At 69.4% G+C, this 19493-nt stretch carries 13 protein-coding genes and 1 pseudogene; 10 read left to right on the forward strand and 4 right to left on the reverse strand.

All coding sequences use genetic code 11. The features are described 5' to 3' along the window. The first annotated feature begins 166 nt into the window (after positions 1 to 166). Positions 167 to 916, forward strand: a complete 750-nt coding sequence (locus tag FB600_RS26290; RefSeq protein WP_025099871.1) for a creatininase family protein — start codon at positions 167 to 169, stop codon at positions 914 to 916. A gap of 274 nt (positions 917 to 1190) precedes the next feature. Here the strand turns inward: FB600_RS26290 and FB600_RS26295 are convergent, their stop codons facing one another. Together FB600_RS26295 and FB600_RS26300 are read right to left on the reverse strand one after the other, a co-directional pair. Then, positions 1191 to 2699, reverse strand: coding sequence for a M81 family metallopeptidase (locus FB600_RS26295; protein ID WP_145757551.1), 1509 nt, complete (start codon positions 2697 to 2699; stop codon positions 1191 to 1193). A 90-nt stretch (positions 2700 to 2789) separates the two neighbouring features. After that, positions 2790 to 4079, reverse strand: a complete 1290-nt coding sequence (locus FB600_RS26300) for an MFS transporter (protein WP_096752716.1) — start codon at positions 4077 to 4079, stop codon at positions 2790 to 2792. A 157-nt stretch (positions 4080 to 4236) separates the two neighbouring features. Between FB600_RS26300 and FB600_RS26305 the strand changes: the two genes are divergently transcribed. Both FB600_RS26305 and FB600_RS26310 read left to right on the forward strand, forming a co-directional pair. After that, positions 4237 to 5166, forward strand: coding sequence for a LysR family transcriptional regulator (locus FB600_RS26305; RefSeq protein WP_105821564.1), 930 nt, complete (start codon positions 4237 to 4239; stop codon positions 5164 to 5166). A 145-nt stretch (positions 5167 to 5311) separates the two neighbouring features. Then, positions 5312 to 7063, forward strand: a complete 1752-nt coding sequence (locus FB600_RS26310; protein ID WP_145757550.1) for a peptidoglycan D,D-transpeptidase FtsI family protein — start codon at positions 5312 to 5314, stop codon at positions 7061 to 7063. 34 nt (positions 7064 to 7097) lie between these two features. Here FB600_RS26310 and FB600_RS26315 read toward each other — a convergent pair whose 3' ends face one another. Next, positions 7098 to 8096: a LysR family transcriptional regulator gene (locus tag FB600_RS26315; RefSeq protein WP_227742744.1), complete on the reverse strand. Its 999-nt coding sequence runs from the start codon at positions 8094 to 8096 to the stop codon at positions 7098 to 7100. A 162-nt stretch (positions 8097 to 8258) separates the two neighbouring features. Continuing rightward, positions 8259 to 9170: a LysR substrate-binding domain-containing protein gene (locus FB600_RS26320; protein WP_013689698.1), complete on the reverse strand. Its 912-nt coding sequence runs from the start codon at positions 9168 to 9170 to the stop codon at positions 8259 to 8261. A gap of 95 nt (positions 9171 to 9265) precedes the next feature. On the opposite strand from FB600_RS26320, the gene FB600_RS26325 reads away from it, so the two are divergent. The 7 genes and pseudogenes from FB600_RS26325 to FB600_RS37820 form a co-directional block, all read left to right on the forward strand. Beyond that, a complete protein-coding gene (locus FB600_RS26325; protein WP_096752721.1) occupies positions 9266 to 10156 on the forward strand; it encodes an alpha/beta fold hydrolase in 891 nt (296 codons plus the stop codon). A 419-nt stretch (positions 10157 to 10575) separates the two neighbouring features. After that, on the forward strand, positions 10576 to 12513 hold the full coding sequence (locus FB600_RS26330; RefSeq protein WP_258182195.1) for a Xaa-Pro dipeptidyl-peptidase: 1938 nt from the start codon (positions 10576 to 10578) through the stop codon (positions 12511 to 12513). A 167-nt stretch (positions 12514 to 12680) separates the two neighbouring features. Continuing rightward, positions 12681 to 14423 (forward strand): S10 family serine carboxypeptidase-like protein, encoded by a 1743-nt coding sequence (locus FB600_RS26335; RefSeq protein ID WP_227742745.1) that lies wholly within the window; start codon positions 12681 to 12683, stop codon positions 14421 to 14423. 27 nt (positions 14424 to 14450) lie between these two features. After that, on the forward strand, positions 14451 to 14840 hold the full coding sequence (locus FB600_RS26340) for a hypothetical protein (protein WP_373421882.1): 390 nt from the start codon (positions 14451 to 14453) through the stop codon (positions 14838 to 14840). A 416-nt stretch (positions 14841 to 15256) separates the two neighbouring features. Beyond that, entirely contained in the window at positions 15257 to 18628 is a 3372-nt protein-coding gene (locus FB600_RS26345) for an autotransporter domain-containing protein (RefSeq protein ID WP_409995241.1), read from the forward strand. 80 nt (positions 18629 to 18708) lie between these two features. Continuing rightward, the gene (locus FB600_RS26350; RefSeq protein WP_105853051.1) at positions 18709 to 19314 is read left to right on the forward strand and encodes a 2OG-Fe(II) oxygenase; all 606 of its coding nucleotides are present in this window, start codon (positions 18709 to 18711) and stop codon (positions 19312 to 19314) included. Positions 19315 to 19371: 57 nt separating this feature from the next. Continuing rightward, positions 19372 to 19493, forward strand: a pseudogene (locus FB600_RS37820) (IS3 family transposase); the annotation flags it as partial.

Below are 19493 nucleotides of genomic sequence, written 5' to 3' on the forward strand. Positions count from 1 at the left end.
ATCGAGCGTTGCTTGCCGGGCAACGTTTCGTTCATCTTGTTGCTGTTGTGCACCGGGCGGCTTGCTGGGACGATGTGATCCATCGCGACATCACGAATCGTCCCCACCCGCGCATCGTCCGGCCCGCAGTCGCGCGAGCCCAGCGCACCTGCCAACGGAATTCATCATGCTCCTGCACCTGTCGACCTGGGCCGAAATCGAGGCCTACCTGAAGCGCAGCCGCACCATCGTGGTGCCGATCGGCTCGAACGAGCAGCACGGCCCCACCGGCCTGCTGGGCACCGACTGGCTGTGTCCCGAGATCATCGCCGTCGAGGCGCAGAAGTCGGCCGACATCCTGGTCGCGCCGACCTTCAACATCGGCATGGCGCAGCACCACCTGGGCTTTCCCGGCACCATCTCGCTGCGCCCGAGCACCTTCATCGCGGCGATCTGCGACTGGGTCAATTCGCTGGCTGTGCACGGCTTCGAGAAGATCCTGTTCCTCAACGGCCATGGCGGCAACATCGCCTCGATCGAGGCCGCGTTCTCGGAGATCTACGCGCAGGCCAGCTTCGCGCGTCGCCGCTGCGGTTTCGCGCTGAAGCTGAAGAACTGGTGGGACCTGGAAGGCGTGACCGAGATCGCCAACCGCCAGTTCCCGACCGGCCATGGCGTGCATGCCACGCCCTCCGAGATCGCCGTCACGCAATGGGCGCTGCCGCATACCATCAAGGATGCCGACTACGCGCCGGAGATCGCGCCGATGGGGCCGATCCGCGAGGCGCTCGAGTTCCGCGCGCGCTTCCCCGACGGCCGGATGGGCTCGCATCCGAAGCAGGCCTCGCAGGAAAAGGGCGGCGAGCTGGTGCGCCAGGCCGCGATCGGCCTGGCCGCCGAGGTCGAGGCGTTCAGCGCCGAGGTGGTTCCCGGCTGAGCGGTGATTCGTCGAGCGTGATTCGATGCGGCGCGCGCCACCGGCGAGGTGGCGCGCGCCGTTTTGCATGGCCGGGCGCGGCGCGGCGCGGGCTGCGGGCCTTGCGGATCAGCCGCGCGATGCGATCGCGACGGGTTCGTGACGTGGCGGTAAGGTGCCGGCGAGCAGGCTCGCGCCCCGGTTTGCAATCCAGGCCGCGATCGAGCTCGCAATCCAGCTCGCAATCGATCTTGCCAACGCTCCGCGAATCGAATCAGCGCGTGGCCGCGAGGGCTTAGGCCCGCGCGAAGGCCGGCCCGCCCGGGCGCACGCGCATGCCGGCACGCAGCCGGCGCCACGGCAGGTCGCCCGGATCGGCCGCCATCGGCCCCGGCGCCTTGGCCACCAGCGTCGCGTGCGCGATCGACTCGAAGTCGGCGCGGAAATGCACCGAGCTCTTCACCACCAGGATCGCGCGCCGCTCGGGATCGATGCCCGCGCAACGAAACTGGTTGCGCTCGAACATCTGCATCTTGGTCGCGCTCACCGCGATCTCCACGCCCTCGATGCGCAGGCAGGCGACCGGGCCCAGTTCTCCGTCCATGCCGTTCATCATCGGCCCGTCGAAGCGAAAGCGCCCGTCGGACAGGTGGGCGACCTCGAAGCGGGCCGCCAGCGGAGCATGAGCGGCGGGAGCGTCGCGCGCCTGGCTGCCGCCCAGCGCCAGCTCGATGCTTGCGCCCACACCGGCCTGATGCGCGAGCCGCACGGCTTGCGGGTCCCAGATCATGCCCACCGCCGCCTCGCGCGCGCCATTGCGCAGCAGCGCGCGCACCAGTTCCATGGTGTTCGCGTCGCCGCCCGCGCCGGGGTTGTCCTGCGTGTCGGCGATGATCACCGGCCGGGTGGCGCCGACGCTCGCGTGCAGGGCCGCGCGCACCGCCTGGTCGGGGCTCAGGAAGTCGACGCGCCAGCTCGCCTCGTCGGCGACCAGCGCGCGCGCGAGGGCATCGATGCGCCGCTCGATCGGGGCGGCGTCGATGCCGTAGCCCCACAGCATCGGCCCGCATTCGGGAAAGTCGGCGGCCGGGAAGCCGGGCGCGAAGGACAGCGACAGCAGCCGTTCGTCGTCGTGCTCGAGCCGCGCGAGTTCCTGGTAGAGCGCGCGGGCCGGATCGAAGCGCGTGCACATCGCGTTGACGGGAATCAGGAAGGGCAGGCCGCGCGCCACGCACACCGGTTTCGCGGGCGAGGCGGCCAGGCGCTCGAGCAGGTGCAGCGCGCGTTCGCCGGTCTCGGCCATGTCGACGTGCGGGTAGCTGCGGTAGGCGACCAGCAGGTCGGCGTCGCGCAGCATGCGCGCCGTCACGTTGGCGTGCAGGTCGAGCGAGGCGATGACCGGCACGCCCGCGCCCAGCTCGCGCCGGATCCGCTCCAGCAGTTCGCCCTCGCCGTCGTCGACATGCTCGGCCACCATCGCGCCGTGCAGGTCCAGGTAGATCGCCTCGAAACCGCCGGCGCGCACCGCGTCGAGGATCTCGCCGGCGATGCGCTCGTAGGCCTCGCGCGTGACGTGCGCGGAGGGGCTCGCGCCGGCCCAGATCACCGGCAGCAGCGCGTGGCCGCGCGCCGCGGCGGCGCGGATGAAGCCGCCGGCGGGGATGTTCACCTCGCGCAGCGCCAGCACCTCGGCGCCGCGGCGCAGCGCGGGAAAGCCCTCGCCGCGCACGAAGCTGTCGTAGTCGGCGCGGGTGGGCGCGAAGGTATTGGTCTCGTGCTGGAAACCGGCAATCAGGATCTTCATCGTGGAGTCCGAAGGAAAAGACGGCGCGGCGCCGTGAGGCGCCGCCGGGGAAGCGGTTGCGAGCCGGGCCGCGAAGCCGGCGCCCGGTACTCAGCGCGGCGCGGCGCTGAGCCGGTTGGTGGCCAGCAGCACGGCGGCCAGCAGCGGGAAGCCGGCCAGCGCGAGCAGGCCCGCGTCGAGGCTGCCGGTGGCGGTCTTGACCCAGCCGATCATGGCCGGGCCCCAGAAGCCGCCGGACAGGCCGATGGTGTTGATCAGCGCGATCACCCCGGCTGCCTCGGCGCCCTTGATGAAGTTCGAGGGAATCGCCCAGAACACCGTGTAGGCCATCCACAGCGCGGCGGTGGCCAGCGTCAGCAGGGCCAGCGCGACCGGCAGCTGCGCGTCGAAGCGCGTCGCCGCGGCCAGCGCCAGGGCCGCCGCGCAGGCCGGCACCACCGCGTGGTAGCGGCGCTCGCCGGTGCGATCCGAGCGGCGCCCGATCCAGGTCATGCCGATCGCGGCGGCCAGGTAGGGGATCGCGCTGTACCAGCCGAGCGTGATCAGGTTGGTGGCGCCGCGCGCCTTGAGCAGGGTGGGCAGCCAGAAGCTGATCGCGTAGATCGCGGCGATCAGGCTGAAGTAGGCGATCGCCAGCCGGTAGATCGCCAGGTCGCGCAGGGCGCGTCCGAAGCCGCGTTCGTGCAGGTGGGGCGCCGCGATCTCGGCCTCGATGCGCTGCCTCTCCTCTGCATCGAGCCAGCGCGCGTCGGCGGCGCGATCGGGCAGCACGCGCAGCGTCAGGAGGCCCAGCAGCACGCAGGGCAGGCCCTCCACCAGGAACATCCACTGCCAGCCCGCCAGGCCCAGGCGGCCGTCGAGCGTGGTGATCAGCGCGGCCGACAAGGGGCCGCCCACGATGCCGCCGATCGGCCCGGCCAGGAACACGATGGCGATCGCGCGTCCCATCCGCGAGGGGCCGTACCAGCGCGACAGGTACCAGATCATGCCGGGCGCGAAGCCGGCCTCGAACACGCCGAGCAGGAAGCGCATCGCGTAGAACATCGGCACGTTGCGCACGAACAGCATGCAGGCCGAGGTGATGCCCCACAGGCACAGGATCCGGCTGAAGGTGCGGCGCGCGCCGATCCTCGGCAGCAGCAGGTTGCTGGGCACCTCGAACAGCACGTAGCCGATGAAGAAGATGCCGGCGCCCACCCCGTAGGCGGCATCCGACAGCGCCAGGTCCTGTTGCATCTGCAGCTTCGCGAAGCCGACGTTGACGCGGTCCAGGTAGGCGAACAGGTAGCAGAGCAGCAGGAACGGCAGCAGCCGCAGGTTGACCTTCGCATAGAGCGAGGACGCGCGGGCGTCGAGACCGACGCGGGAAACAGTCGACATGGGGATCTCCGGTGGCGTGGCTCGGCTCGGCCTTCACGTTCTGGTGTGCGAATGATGTCCAGCCCAAAAAGCACGAGCAACAGCAACTCGGTTCATGTATCGTTGCCGCCAGGGCAACACTGCCGCCGCCGTCTTCCTTTTCGCCCCGAGTCGATTCATGCGAGAAATCAACCAGCAGCGCCTGCGCTATTTCCATGAGGTCCTCACCCATGGTTCGATCCGCGGCGCGGCCGACCACCTGAACACCTCGCCCTCGGTGATCACGCGCCAGATCCGCCTGCTCGAGGAGGAGCTCGGCACCACCTTGTTCGAGCGGCTCGCGCGGGGCGTGAAGCCCACCGAGGCGGCGGCCCATCTGCTGGAATTCTGGCGCGGCTATCGCGCTCACCAGGAGAGGCTCGAGGAGCAGTTGCACGCGCTCAAGGGGCTGCACCAGGGGCATGTGCAACTGGTGGTCAGCGAGGGCTTCGTCGACGGCCTGGTCGACGAGGTGCTGGCCGAGTTCCTCGCCACCTATCCCGGCGTGAGCGTCGAGCTGAACATGCTGCCGGTCGACGACATCCTCGAGGCGATCGCCGAGAGCCGCGCGCATATCGGCCTGGCCTACAACCCGCCGCCGCATCCGCTGGTGGTGCATCGCATGACGGTCGCGCAGCCGATCGTGCTGCTGACCCGCCGCGATCATCCGCTCGCGCGGCGCGGCGGGCCGGCCAGCGTCGCCGAGGTGCTGGCGCATCCGCTCGCGCTGATGCCCTCGACCTTCGGCATCGGCCACGCGGCGCGCATGCTGGAGTTCGCCGAGAGCGTGCGGATCCATCCCTCGCTGACGGCCAACTCGCTGACCGCGCTCAAGCGCATCGTCGAGGCCGGCTCGATGGTCGCGCTGATCGGCGAGTTCGCGGTGCAGCGCGAGCTGGCCGCGGGCAAGCTCGCGGTGGTGCCGATCTCGCATCCGCTGTTCCTCGACATCAAGGCGGGCCTGCTGGTGAAGCCGGGCAGGCCGCTGGTGGCGGCCGCCAACGAGCTGCTGGACTGGATCATGCGACGCATGTCGGTATTCGCGGGAGCGGATGGCGTGCGCGATTGAATGCGCGCCGCCCGTCGTGGCGCAGGCATTAAGCGGGCTAATCCACGCCCAAGAAATCATCGCTTGAGCGTCGCGCGCGCGCTCGACACAATCGCCGGCCTTCCTCACTGAGCCGGCTTCGCCGCCGGCACGGATCGCCCGGCACATGTCACGCGAGCACTTTTCCTTCCAGCGTTCGCCCGGCGTGCCGGCCGGCTTGCCCGCCTGGCGCTCGCGCCTGGTGGTGCTGCTGCTCACGCTCGGTTTCCTGGCGCTGGTCGCGCGTGCCGCCTGGGTGCAGGTGGCGCATCGCGAGTTCTTCGTCGAGCAGGGGCGGCGGCGCTACGAGCGCACCTTCAGCGCGGTGGCGCTGCGCTCGAAGATCCTCGACCGGCGCGGCAACGTGCTGGCCATCAGCGAACCCGTCGACGATCTGTGGCTCGATCCGCAGGATTTCGCGCGCGCCACGCCCGTGCAGGTCGGCGAGCTGGCCGACGCGCTGCATCTGTCGCCGGCTTCGGTCGACGCGTTCCGGCGGCGCGGCGGACGTTTCGCGCCGCTGCGGCGCGCGGTGCCGCTGGACGTCGCGCGCCCCTTGCTGGCGAGCGCAATCCCGGGCCTGCACGCGATCGCCGCGCAGAAACGCTACTTCCCGGAAGGCGATGCGCTGGCCCAGGTGATCGGCATCACCGGCCGCGACGGCGCGGGGCTGGAAGGCATCGAGCTGGCCGGCAACGCGGCGCTGCGCGGCCAGGCCGCGAGCCGTACCCTGATCGTCGACCGGCTCGGCCGCGCGGTGACCGAGCCGCGCGATTCGGACCTGCCCGAGCCGCAGCCGGACCTGGTGCTGTCGATCGACCGGCAGATCCAGCGGCTCACGCAGGAGGCGCTGGCGCGCGGCGTCGAGCGCACGGCGGCGGCGGCCGGCTGCGCGATCGCGGTGGACGTGGTCAGCGGCGAGATCCTCGCGCTCGCCAACGTGCCGAGCTTCGATCCGAACGATCCTGGCGCGCTGGCGGGCGGGCCGCCACGCAATCGCGCGCTGACCGACACCTTCGAGCCCGGCTCGACCATCAAGCCGCTGACCGTCTCGCTGGCACTGGCCGATGGGTTGATCACGCCCGGCACGCGCTTCGATACCTCGCCCGGCGTGCTGGAATTCCATGGCGCGCGGATTCGCGACACCTCGGACCATGGCGTGATCGACACCGGCCAGGTGATCGCCAAGTCGAGCAATATCGGCATGGTGAAGATCTCGCAACTGCTGAGCGCGCAGGCGATGTGGGACAACTTCCGGCGCTTCGGCCTGGGCGGCGCGCCGCTCGACGGCTTTCCCGGCGTGGTGTCGGGCACGCTGCGCAATCCGCATCGCTGGGGGCCGGTGGAGCAGGCCACCATGTCCTATGGCTACGGCTTGTCGGTGTCGCTCGCGCAACTGGCGCGCGCCTACGTGATCCTGGCCAACGACGGGCACGCCACGCGCCTGAGCCTGCTGCACGAGATGCCGGCGCTCCGCGATGCGCGGCCGGGCGCGGCGGTGATCCCGTCCGCCGTCGCGGCCCGGGTGCGCGCCATGCTGGAGGAGACGGTCGCGCCGGGCGGCACCGCCACCATGGCGCGCCTGCCCGACTATCGCGTCGGCGCGAAGACGGGCACCGCGCGCAAGAGCAATGGACGGCATGGTTACGCGGCGGGGCAGTATCGCGCGGTGTTCGTCGGCATGGCGCCGATGTCGAGGCCGCGCGTGGTGGTGGCGGTGATGATCGATACGCCGCGCAAGGTCTCGTATTACGGCGGGCCGGTGGCCGGGCCGGTGTTCGCGGCGATCACCGAGGGCGCGCTGCATGTGCTCGGCGTGCCGCCCGATCGCGTGCCCTCGCGACCGGGCGCGCCGGTTTCGTCGCGTTCGTCGCGTTGAAGCGGCGGTTTCGCTTCGCGCGCCGCAGGTGCGCTCAGCGGGCGGCGCGCGAGGGCTCGGGCGATTGCCCCAGGCTCACGCCGAGCTGCCCGATGTCGTGCGCGCGGCGCAGCGCATGGTGTGAGCACTGCTGACGGATCCAGGCGCGGAACGAGCCGACCGACATCGCGCTGTCGGCGCGGCGGATCATCCAGTAGCGCGCCGGCGAGCGGATCGCCACCGGCACCACCGGCACCAGCCGGCCGTCGCGCAGGTCGTCGAGCAGCATCGACACGCGCCCGATCGCGACGCCCTGGTGGTTGAGCGCAGCGTTGAAGGCCATGCTGCCGAGATTGAAGCGCGGCCCGTCGATGCGCGGCAGCCAGGCCGGCTTGACCGCTTCCAGCCAGGCCTGCCACTCGGCCGAATCGGAGGAGCCGGTCCAGGCCGCCGCGTCGTGCAGGAAGGCGACCTTGCGGTCGAGCTTGCCGGCGCGCAGCGAGGGATGCCGCTCCAGGTAGGCGGGCGTCGCCACCGGCAGCAGCCATTCGTCGAGCAGTGCATCGGCATGCTCGATGTCGCTGAAATCGTCGACCGAATAGCGGATCGCGATATCGACCCCGGTGGTGTCGTGATCGGGCAGGCCGGCCGCCGTGAACTCGGCCTTCAACTGCACCGGGTTGCGCGAGAACTGCAGGTGGAAGTCGGACAGGCGCGGCACCAGCCACAGCATCGCGAACGAGGGGCAGCAGCCCACGCGCACCGGATCGTCGGCGCTGGCGATCCGCACCAGGGTGGTCTCGATCTCGTCGAAGCCGCGGCGCACGCCCTCGAGCAGCATGGTGCCCTCGCGCGTGAGCGACAGGCGGCGGTGTTCGCGCACGAACAGCGCGTAGCCGAGGCGGTTTTCGAGCTGGCGGATCTGCTGGCTCACGGCGCTCTGCGTGAGGCTCAGCACGTCGGCCGCGCGCGTGAAGCTGAGCAGTTGTCCAGCGCAGGCGAAGCAGCGCAGCGCGCCCAGCATCGACGAGTCGAGAATCTTTTGCATTAGCATGGCTAATCGATCGATAAGCCTGGTTTGTGCCAGGCGAGATCGGTCGATCGTTGAAAATCCCTTGATGGGCGCGATTCTAGCAAACTCGTAATCGAATCGTCAGGCGGCGAGGGCCTGCATGAATTAGCCGGATTAAGGAATCCGGATTGACGATCCGCGGGCTCAGGCCGCGTTGCGCGGCGCGAAGCGGCCCGGGCTGCCGGCCTCGTGCACGGCGCGCACCAGCGCCAGCGTGGCCGGCGTGCGCTTGCCGATGAAGGCGTAGAAGCGCACCTGCGGCAGCGCCGGCATGCCTTCGCGGCGGCCCAGCGCACGCAGCCCGGGGCGCAGCTGGCTGCGCGCCACCGGCGCCACCGCGAAGCCCGACAACGCGGCGGACAGGCAGCCGGCCATGCTGCTGCTCTCGAAGGCGAGCCGCCATTCGCGCTCGCTCTCGCCGAGCGCGGTGACGGCCGCGTCGCGATAGATGCAGGGCGCCGCGAAGGCGGCCAGCGGCACGATCGTGTCGGACGAGAAGGGCGCCTGCTCGGCATAGGCCCACACCAGCGGTTCCTCCCAAAGCAGTTCGCCGTCCCGATCGATCGGCCCGCATTGCTTGCCGAACACGATGTCGAGCCGGCCGCGCGCGAGCTGGCGCACCAGGTCCGGCGTGATGCCGACCTTCAGCTCGATCGCGGCATCGGGATAACCGCGCTGGAAGGCCTGCAGCACGCCGGGCAGCCAGGTGCCGGCGAAATCCTCCGAGGCGCCCACCCGCAGCCGGCCCTGGATCGACGAGCCCTTGAGGCGCGCGAGCGCCTCGCGTTCCAGGTCGAGGATGTTGCGCGCGTAGCGATGCAGGGTCTCGCCGGCCGGGGTGGCGGCCACGCGGCGCGTGGTGCGCTCCAGCAGGCGCGCGCCGGCGCTGTCCTCGAGCCGCTTGATATGGCCGCTGACGGCCGAGGGCGTCAGCGCCAGCCGCTCGGCGGCCGGCGCGAAGCCGCCCAGTTCGATCACGGCCACGAAGGTGCGCAGCAGCACGATGTCGAGGCTGGCCGATTGAGGGCCGAAAGCGGTGTCCACGGCGAACTCCATTCATCACGAAACGTGCATTATAGGCGTCGATTGATCGTCAATCGTCCAGGCGAGCTCGATAGCATCGGAGCTTTCGATACGCACATGGAGGCGACATGAAGCCCTGGTCCTCGGTATCCACCGCGACGCTCGAGATTGCCTATCTGGAATGGAACCCGCAAGGCGAGCGCGTCGCGATCCTGCTGCACGGCTGGCCCGACAACGCGCGCTCCTGGCAAGGCGTGGCGGCGACGCTGGCCGCGCGTGGCTATCGCGTGCTGGCGCCCGCGCTGCGGGGTTTCGCGCCGACCCGCTTTCGCGATCCGGCCACGCCGCGCAGCGGGCAACTGGCCGCGCTCGGCCGCGACCTGCTCGATTTCATCGACGCGCTGTCGCTCGCGCGGCCGCTGCTGGTCGGCCACGACTGGGGCGCGCGGGCGGTGGCCAATGCCTGCGGGCTGCGGCCGGGCGTGGCCGAGCAACTGGTGATGCTGTCGGTCGGCTATGGCACCAACGATCCGCGCCAGCCGCTGCCGTTCGAGCAGGCGCGCAACTACTGGTATCACTGGTTCATGGCCACGCCGCGCGGCGAGCAGGCGGTGCGCGAGCAGCGCCGTGCCTTCGCGCGGCAGATGTGGAATACCTGGTCGCCCTCGGATTGGTATGAGGAGGAGGCCTTCGAGGATGCCTGCAGCGCCTTCGAGGGGCCCGACTGGGCCGAGGTGGTGCTGCATTCCTATCGGCATCGCTGGGGCTTCGTGGCGGGCGATGCGGCCTACGACGCCGACGAGGCCTTGCTCGATCCCGCGCCGGTGCTGGCGGTGCCGACCCTGGTGCTGCACGGCGCGATCGACACCTGCAACCATCCCGCCAGTTCGGCCGGCAAGGAACGCTTCTTCACCTCGGCCTATCGACGCGAGCTGCTCGACGGCGTTGGCCATTTTCCGCAACGCGAGGCACCGGACGAGGTGGCGCGGCACATCCTCGCGTTCGTCGACGCTCACTGAGCGAAGCGTTCGTCGCTATCGCACGATCGGGCGCGCCATCGCGCATGGCGCGCCCTTTGCGTTTTCCTCCCACGAATCCGCTCGGCCTTCCGCGCCGGCTTCGCGTAATGCCTTTTCACCGATTCGTTCAAATATTTGCTGCACTTGCGCAGCGCCAATTTCCTGATTCGATTCGATTGTCAATCGACATTTTGTTATGTCCTTGTATTGTTGTCTGGGCCGAATCATTCCTCTCGATTGAGCTGCGCGGCCCCGCCTGTAAGCTTTCCGCCCGAGCCATCGGAATCTTTTTTACGTATCAGATTGCAAAAAGATTGATTTTTGTTTTTTGCTACATTACAAATTATTTCCGCGCGTTACATGCGTGAAATGTTAAACGATTAGTACAACAGATAAGAACATGGGCCGGAGCACCGAGAGTGAATAAAGACAATCATCGAGAGGGGGCGGGCAAGGTCCGCCATGGCGCGCGCTTGCCGATGCTGTTGATGGCGGCCGCGATCGGCTTGACGGCATGCGGCGGCGACGATGGCGCCTCGCCTTCGGCCGCGCGGCAGGTCACGCCCTTGAGCACGGCCACCACGGCGCCCGAGCCGGCGCCGTTCGCGCCGCCGCAGCCGCTGCCCGAGGTGGGCGAGCAGTTCGCCAGCTCGCCCACCGGGCTGCCGTATCCGAAGCTCGCCACGCTGTATCCCGGCCACAACGGGCCGAGCGTCAACGACGGCATGATCCTGCCCTGGCTGTCGATGCGCGCGCCGCTCAAGCAGAGCGTGATGGTGCAGACGCCGTTCGACACCGACCAGGACGGCAAGCCCGACCGCATCGCGATCCGCATCGTGCAGCCGGCCGAGGTGGCCGAGGGGCTCAAGACGCCGGTGATCGTGCGGCCCTCGGTGTACTACGCCGATCCGACCTACGCCACCCAGACGCGCGCGCCCTTCCTCGGCGAGGCCGAGTACCTGCGCATGGGCTTCACGGTGATCTATGCCGACTCGATCGGCACCAACCTGTCGGACGGCTGCTGGTCGGTGATGGACCGCACCGAGCGCGAGGCGATGGCCAGCGTGGTGCGCTGGCTGACCGGCGACGCCACCGCGCCCGGCACCGACGCGCAGGGCAAGCCGGTGACGGCGAGCTGGTCGACCGGCCACGTGGCGATGGAGGGCATCTCCTACGGCGGCACGCTGCCGAGCATGGTGGCGGCCACCGGCGTGCCGGGGCTGGAGGCCATCGTGCCGGTGGAGGGCATCAGCAGCGGCTACGACTATTTCCGCTATAACGGCGTGATCGCCGATATCGACAACACCGTCACGCTCGGCAGCTACATGCAGCAGGAGCAGTCGAGCGCGCGCGCCTCGATCTGCGAGCCGGCGCGCCAGGCCGCGGTGAGCGCCTCGGACGACGGCACCTATGCCTACAACGACTTCTGGAAGGCGCGCAACACGGTGTCCCTGGTCGACCGCTTCCAGGCGGCCACGCTGATCGCGCAGGGGCAGGCCGACAACAACGTCAAGACCAGGAACTCGGTGCAGCTCTACGATGCGCTGCGCCGCGCCGGCAAGCCGGTGCAGCTCTGGCTGCACAGCCGCGACCACGACGATCCGGCCTGGCAGAAGGAGTGGCAGAAGCAGATCCTGATGTGGTATTCGCGCTACCTGTTCGGCGTGAACAACGGCGTGGAGAAGCAGCCCACCTACGTGCGCGAGACGCCGGCCGGCGACATCCCGGTGGGCGCCACCATCAGCCGCGGCGAGGACGACACCAGCGACACGCTGATCGGCCACTGCCACTCGGGCCACAACCCGCGCGACTGCATCCCGACCGGCGAGCTGTTCATCAAGGAAGACGCCTGGCCGAAGACGGTCGACGCCGCCTATTACCTGCACGGCGACGGCCGCGCGGGCGGCCTGCTCACGCCCGACACGGCGGACGGCACGGCGGCGCCCTCGGTGGGCTTCAGCAAGAGCACGGCCGTCAGCTACGAGACCCGCCCGCTGGCGAACGCCACGCGCTACTCGGGCACCATCCGCGTGGCGATGCGCGGGCGCTTCGCGCCGGCGGTCACCAACGTGAAGGCGACGCTGTCGGTGGACGGCCACGACGTCACCTACGGCTGGGCCAATCCGCGCTTCTACAAGGGCCTGGAGACGCCGCAGAACATCGCGGCCGGCACCGACTACGACTTCGTGCTCGAGCTGATGCCGCGCGACTTCACCGTGCTGCCCGGCAGCAAGGTGAAGCTCAAGCTGCAGGGCTACCAGGGCACGGCGCAGGTCACGCTGGACCTGGCGCACACCACGCTGCAGATGCCGATCGTGCCGCAGGCGCGCGTGGCCGCCGTGATGCGTGCGCAATGAACCCGACGAGATGACGACACGACGCCGCCGCGCCGCGCGCGGCCGGCGTCGTGCCAGGAATTGACCCGGCGTCGTTCCGAGACGCGCCGTGAACGTCGGGTCGATATGCAGTGCGAATCAACCAGCCCAATAACATCGATTTGCAGAGTATCAACAGGAGAGTCTTCATGACTGGAAGAACCCCCGCCTGGACGCTATGCGCCTTGCTGGCCGCCATGGCCATGGCCGCCTGCGGCGACGACACGTCCTCGCCCGTCAGCAGCTTCGCCGCGAACCAGGCCGCGCCCGTCGCGAGCCCAGCCGCCGGGCCCGCCGCGGACGAAACCGAGCAGCAGGCCTTCGACCGGCTCGCGCCGGCCGACAAGGTGCTCAACGACCCGAACACCTACACCACCACGCGCAGCGGTACGATCAAGCTGGCCTCGATCAACGAGGACACCTCGGTCAAGCGCCACACCATCGCGATCAACGGCAAGACCGTGCCCTACACGGCGCGCGCCGGCCACCTGGTGGCCTACAAGACCAATGCCCAGGGCAAGACGGCCGAGGCGGCGATCTTCTATACCTCGTACACGCGCGACGGGCTGGGCAAGGAGAACCGCCCGGTCACCTTCCTCTGGAACGGCGGCCCGGGTTCCGCCTCGATCTGGCTGCACATGGGCTCGTGGGGTCCGAAGCGCCTGAAGTCGGATGCGCCCAACATGGCCAACGACACGGTGCAGCCGTCCAGCTTCCCGTTCGAGGACAATGCGATCTCGCTGCTCGACGAATCGGACATCGTGTTCGTCGATCCGCCGGGCACGGGCCTGTCCACGGCCATCTCGCCGCTGCAGAACCGCGATCTGTGGGGCACCGACGCCGACGCGCAGGTGGTGGCCGACTTCATCGTCAGCTATACCAACAAGTTCAACCGCCAGAGCTCGCCGAAGTACCTGTATGGCGAATCCTACGGCGGCATTCGCACGCCGATCGTCGCCAACCTGCTGGAGCAGGCCGGCACCAGCGGCTACGTGCCCGACCCGACCGGCAAGCCGGCCAAGGTGCTGGCGGGCTTCATCCTCAATTCGCCCCTGGTCGACTACAACTCGAATTGCGACATGGAGGACGGCTCGGTCACCTGCGAGGGCTACATCCCGTCCTACGCGATGGCGGCCGACTACTTCAAGAAGTCGACGCAGCGCGGCACGCGCAGCCAGGCGGAGTACCTGGCCGAGCTGCGCACGGTGGCTCGCACCACCTTCCAGAACACCTACCGGACCTATTTCACCAACGGCCGGCCGAAATCGACCTGGAACGCCTTCGCGGCCAGCTCGCAAGGGCAGGCGGTGCTGAACCAGCTGTCCAGCTACACCGGCATTTCCGCCGCGACCTGGAAGAGCAGCTTCAACTACACGCCGGGGCCGTTCCGCTCGGCGCTGGTGCCGGGGTATCAACTGGGTCGCTATGACGCGCGCATGAAGGTGCCGAACGGCAACAGCTTCGCGGCGGACGACTACATCAACGTGGCCTTCCTGAACCAGCTCAAGACCTATTTCCCGGACTTCGTGAACTACCAGAGCAAGTCGGCGTACCAGCCGCTCAACAACGACACGATCGGGATCTGGAAATGGGCGCGGGCGGGCCTGCCGGCCAATACCCTGCCGCAGAGCATCACCGACATCCAGGCCGTGCTGACCGCCAACCCGGATGCCAAGCTGCTGATCCTGCACGGCTACGAGGACATCGCCACGCCGGGCTTCCAGACCGAGCTGGACCTGGAAGGCGTGAACCTTGCGGACCGGGTGCCCGTCAAATGGTTCGAGGGCGGCCACATGATCTACAACACCGAGCAGTCGCGCGCGCCGCTGAAGCAGGCGATCGATGCGTACTACCAATCGTCGGCGCAGGCGGCCGATGGTTCCCTGATGTAAGCATGAGCGAGGACAAGCATGAAGATCATGAAATGGATGGTTGTGGCCCTTGCCGGCGGCTTCTCCCTGGCCAACGTCGCCATGGCTAACGGCTACGACGACCTGCCCAAGCCCCCGCCGCCGCCGGGCGGCTGGGCGCAGCCGGAGAAGCAATCGGAGCGTTCGGTCACGGCCGACGTGGATCGCCAGGTCACCGAACGCTTCACGGCGGCCAACGGCGGCGACGCGAACGGCACGCTGTCGAAGCAGCAGGCCAAGGCGGCGGGTTGGGGCCTGGTGAGCGATCATTTCTCCGAGATCGACCGCGCCGGAAGCGGTTATGTCCGCCTGAACGACGTGCTCGACTTCATGTCGCAACGCACCCCGCAGCGCGTCATGCGGATGCGCAACGCGGCGAAGGCAGGAGGCAATTCCTGAGCCGAGCCGTCCAGCCCTGAGGCAGGCATGCGGCGGGGCTGATATCCCTGATCGGCCGGCATGGAGATGCCGGCCCTTTCAAGACCACGGCCATGCCGGCCGCGCGTACCGACCGGGCATGGCCGATCTTCGCCGGCATGGATGGACGATGCCGGATCAATTTCCCGTTTTTGATCAAAGCGCCTGAATGAAACCAGCGAGGCCGAATGCAGGGCGGGGCCGTGCTCGCCTGTCGCCGGTGGGCAGGGATCGATGTCGGGCGCGTTCGACGCGATCGAACGATGTGGGGCAGGACACCAGAAAACCAATGAGTGGAGAAAAGGCAATGGATCTCGCTGGAAATCGAGGAACGATCCGCGTGGAGGGCAGCCGTGGCCACGCATGAGAATCGCGCCGGCGCACCCGGGCGCGCATCGCTGCTGCTGTTTCAACTGCTGATCGCCGCCGCGGTGATTCCGCGGCCGGTGGCGGCGCAGACGGCGCCCTACCAGGAGCCCGGCAGGCTCGGAGACCCCGCCAGTTGGCGCACGCCGGAATTCGCCAGGGAATGGGGGCTCGGCGCGATGCACGCCGAATACGCCTACGCGGCCGGCTTCACCGGCAGGCACATCGCGATCGGCGTGCTCGATTCCGGTTATTACGCGCAGCATCCCGAACTCTCCGCCAAGCGCTACATCCCGGCCACCTCGGACGGCATCCCGGGCGTGCTGAATCCGAACAACAACAATCACGGCACGCTGGTCAGCGGCGTGATCGCGGGCGCGCGCGACGGCACCGGCATGCACGGCGTGGCGCCCGACGCAACCGTCTACGAAGGCAATACCAATGCCACCGACGGCTTCCTGTTCGGCGTATCCGATCCGAAATTCCCCGGCTCGGACGCGAGGTATTTCTCCGATGTCTACGATGCGATCGCAGCCAAGGGCGTGCGCATCATCAGCAACAGCTGGGGCTCGCAGCCGAGCGACGAGAACTACAGCACGCTCGCCAGGCTGACCGATGCCTACAAGCTGCACGAGGCGGTGCGCACGCGCACCGGGCAGGGCACCTGGCTCGACGCGGCCGCGAAGGTGTCGCGCGAGGGCGTGATCAACAACTTCAGCTCGGGCAACAGCGGCTACGACAACGCCAGCCTGCGCGGCTCCTACGCCTATTTCCATCCGGAGCTGGAAGGGCACTGGATGACCACCACCGGCTACGACGAGCAGGTCGGCCAGGTCTACAACAAGTGCGGGATCGCGAAATGGTGGTGCGTGATGGCGCCGACCGGCGTGCCGTCCACCTCGTATTCCGGTACCTCGGCGGCGCCCACCGGCGCGACCTACGCGAACTTCAACGGCACCTCGGCGGCCGCGCCGCACGCGTCGGCGGCGCTCTCGCTGATCATGGAGCGGTTTCCCTACATGAGCAGCGAGCAGGCGCTGTCGGTGATGTTCACCACCGCGCAGAACATGGAGCCGGACCCCAGCCGACCCGACTACACCAGCAACAACGGCCTGTTCCAGGCGGTCCATCCCGCGAAGCCGGGCAGCAGCGGCGTGCCGAACGGGTTCGGCGGCTGGGGCCTGGTCGACCTGAAGAAGGCCATGAACGGGCCGGGGCAGTTGCTCGGCACCTTCCGCGCGGCGCTGCCCGCGGGCACCGCCGACGTCTGGTCGAACGACATCTCCGACGTCGCGCTCGCGGCGCGCAAGCTCGAGGACGACGCCGAGCATCGCGCCTGGCTCGACACGCTGCAGTCCAGGGGCTGGCAGCAGGGCCTGCCGGCGGGGGCGAGCGACGGCGACAAGGTCGACTACGCGACCGGCGTGGCGCGCGAGGCCGCCCGCCAGGCGCGCGAATACCAGGGCAGCCTGGTGAAGTCGGGCGCCGGCACGCTCACGCTGGCGGGCGCGAATACCTATCGCGGGTTGACCACGGTCGACGGCGGCGAGTTGCGGATCGACGGCTCGATCGCCTCGGGCGCGGTGGTCAACCCCGCCGGGCGGCTCACGGTGAATGGCCGCGCGGCCGACATCGCCGTGAACGGCGGACTGGCGACCATCGCCGGCACCAGCGCGGCGCTCGCGATCGACCAGGGCGGCACCGCGGCCGTGACCGGCACCGGCAGCACCGGCGACGTGCGGCTCGCCAACGGCTTCGCCTCGCTGGGCGGCAGCAGCGGCAAGGTGAGCGTGCAGGCGCTCGGCGTGGCGGCGATCACGGGCCGTACCGGCGACGTGGCGGTGGACGGCGGGCGCGCCTCGCTCGACGGCAGCAGCGGCGACGTCACGGTCGGCAACGGCGGCCTGGTGAACGGCAATGGCGCGATGCGCTCGCTGAACGCGATGGCCGGCGGCACGGTGGCGCCGGGGCACTCGGTCGGTAGCTTGTCGGTGGCGGGCGACCTGAGCCTGGCGAGCGGCTCGACCTACGCGGTGGAGTTGTCGCCGAGCGGCGCGAGCGACCGGATCGACGTGGGCGGCAAGGCCAGCCTGGCGGGCGGGGCGCTGAGCCTGGCGCTCGAGAACACGCCGCCGCCGCTGAGCGGTGAGCAGTCGCGCTCGGTGCTGGGGCGCAGCTTCGTGATCCTGAATGCGGCGGGCGGCGTCGATGGGCAGTTCGCTTTGCCCGGTGCCTATCTGTTCGTGTCGCCGTCGCTGGCCTATGGGCCGACCAGTATCAGCCTGACCGTGAATCGCAACGCCGCGCGCTTCGCCAGCGTCGCGAACACCGACAACGAACGCAGCGTGGCGAACGCGCTGGAAACCGTCGATCCGGGCAGCGCGGTCTACAACAGCGTGCTGTTCGCGACCGCCGCGCAGGCGCCGCAAGCCACGCTTTCGCAGTTGACCGGCGAGATCTACCCGGCCGCCTACGCCACGCTGATCAACGAAAGCCGGCAGGTACGCGATGCCGTGCTCGATCGGCTGGCCGCGACCGGCAGTGGCGGTGCCGGCAGCGGCGACGCGGCGGCCGCGCGGCCCGGCGTCTGGGCCCGGCTGCTGGGCTCCTGGGGCAGCGCGCGCGGCGACGGCGTGAACGGCTACACCAGCTCGACCGGCGGCTTCCTGGCGGGCGCGGACGCGGCCGTGCGCGATGCGCTGCGGGTGGGTGGCATCGCCGGCTACACGCATAGCGGCATCAGCCTGCGCGACCAGCCGTCCTCGGCCTCGTTCGACAGCTTCCATCTCGGCGCCTACGCGGCATGGCAACCGGGCGCGCTCGGGCTGCGCGCGGGAGCGGTGCACGCCTGGCATCGCGGCGGCGTCGATCGGGCGGTTCGCTATGGCGCCGCCGCCGAGTCGGAAACCGGCACGCTGAATGCGGAGACGAGCCAGGTGTTCGGCGAGGCGGCCTACCGGCTCGGCCTGGGCTCGGCGCTCGAGCTCGAACCCTTCGGCCGGCTCGCCTACGTCCACCTGAGCAACCACGGCGCGACCGAGTCGGGCGGCGCGGCGGCCTTGCGGGTGCAGGAGGGCAACAACGACGTGTCGTTCTCGACGCTGGGCCTGCGCGGCACCACGCAGTTCGCGCTGGGTTCGTCGATGCAACTGACGCTGCAGGGCAGCGTGGGCTGGCAGCACGCCTTGACGAGCGGCCGACCGGTGGCGACACTCGCCTTCGCCTCGGGCAGCGACGGCTTCACGGTCGCCAGCGTGCCGGTGGCGAAGGACGCGGCGGTGCTGAGCGTGGATGCCGGGTTCGCGTTCGGCAAGGCCGGTCGCGCCAGCCTCGGCTACTCGGGCTCGCTGGCCAGCCGCCAGGCCGATCACGCGGTGCGGGGCAGCCTGGGCTGGAAGTTCTGATCGCGGATTCGCCTCGGGGCGAACCCATGAAGCCGCGGACGCCTTCGGGCGTGCGCTTTCCCATCATCGACGGAGTGGCGATGACTCTCGACACGCGGCCGGGCGCGAGCGGTGCCTGGCAGGACATCACGATCATCGACGACCTGCTGCCCGGCGACGAGCAGGCCGCGATCCATCGCCTGCTCGCGCAAGGGCCCTGGCAGCACGGCTGGCGTTCGCACAACGGCGCCGGCGCGCAGGCGTTCTGGAATCGCCATTTCGCCGGCTCGCAGGATCCGGCGCGGCTGGACGGGCGCCACGACGCGAGCGAGGAGTTGGCCGCGCGCGAGCCGCTGCTGGATGCCTGCTGGCAGCGGATCGCGCGTGGCTACCTACGGGATCACGCGCTGCAGAGCTGCTACGCGAACGGCCTGCCCTACGGCACCGACGGTTCGGTGCACACCGATTCGCTGGCGATCGGCGCCTGCACCGCCGTGTATTACCCGCACCAGCACTGGGACCCTGACTGGGGCGGCGAGACGATCCTGTTCAACAAGGATCGCAGCGACATCCTCGCGGCGGTCTACCCGAAGCCGAACCGGCTGCTGGTGTTTCCGGGCTTTCTCTACCACGTCGCGCGCGGCGTGTCGCGCGCCTGCCCGACGATGCGCATCACGCTGATGTTCAAGACGCAGATGCGGGGGTGATCCTGGGGACGTGCACGGGCTTCGTGCCATCACGAATCGGCCGATGAAGAACGAGCGGAACGGCAATTGCAGGAGCGCGCGGCAGACGTGTTTGGCGCTGGCGGAGCGTCCACGAACGAGCCACCGGTTGATCTGAAATCGCTGCACGCGAAGATCGGGCAACTGGCGCTGGGAAATGT

Source organism: Burkholderia sp. SJZ089 (assembly GCF_007828315.1).
Classification (GTDB): Bacteria; Pseudomonadota; Gammaproteobacteria; order Burkholderiales; family Burkholderiaceae; genus Burkholderia; species Burkholderia gladioli.

Coding starts and splice junctions, on each gene's coding strand:
- FB600_RS26290 (WP_025099871.1), top strand. CDS start 167: ATGCTCCTGCACCTGTCGACCTGGGCCGAAATCGAGGCCTACCTGAAG.
- FB600_RS26295 (WP_145757551.1), bottom strand. CDS start 2,699: ATGAAGATCCTGATTGCCGGTTTCCAGCACGAGACCAATACCTTCGCG.
- FB600_RS26300 (WP_096752716.1), bottom strand. CDS start 4,079: ATGTCGACTGTTTCCCGCGTCGGTCTCGACGCCCGCGCGTCCTCGCTC.
- FB600_RS26305 (WP_105821564.1), top strand. CDS start 4,237: ATGCGAGAAATCAACCAGCAGCGCCTGCGCTATTTCCATGAGGTCCTC.
- FB600_RS26310 (WP_145757550.1), top strand. CDS start 5,312: ATGTCACGCGAGCACTTTTCCTTCCAGCGTTCGCCCGGCGTGCCGGCC.
- FB600_RS26315 (WP_227742744.1), bottom strand. CDS start 8,096: ATGCTAATGCAAAAGATTCTCGACTCGTCGATGCTGGGCGCGCTGCGC.
- FB600_RS26320 (WP_013689698.1), bottom strand. CDS start 9,170: ATGGAGTTCGCCGTGGACACCGCTTTCGGCCCTCAATCGGCCAGCCTC.
- FB600_RS26325 (WP_096752721.1), top strand. CDS start 9,266: ATGAAGCCCTGGTCCTCGGTATCCACCGCGACGCTCGAGATTGCCTAT.
- FB600_RS26335 (WP_227742745.1), top strand. CDS start 12,681: ATGACTGGAAGAACCCCCGCCTGGACGCTATGCGCCTTGCTGGCCGCC.
- FB600_RS26340 (WP_373421882.1), top strand. CDS start 14,451: ATGAAATGGATGGTTGTGGCCCTTGCCGGCGGCTTCTCCCTGGCCAAC.
- FB600_RS26350 (WP_105853051.1), top strand. CDS start 18,709: ATGACTCTCGACACGCGGCCGGGCGCGAGCGGTGCCTGGCAGGACATC.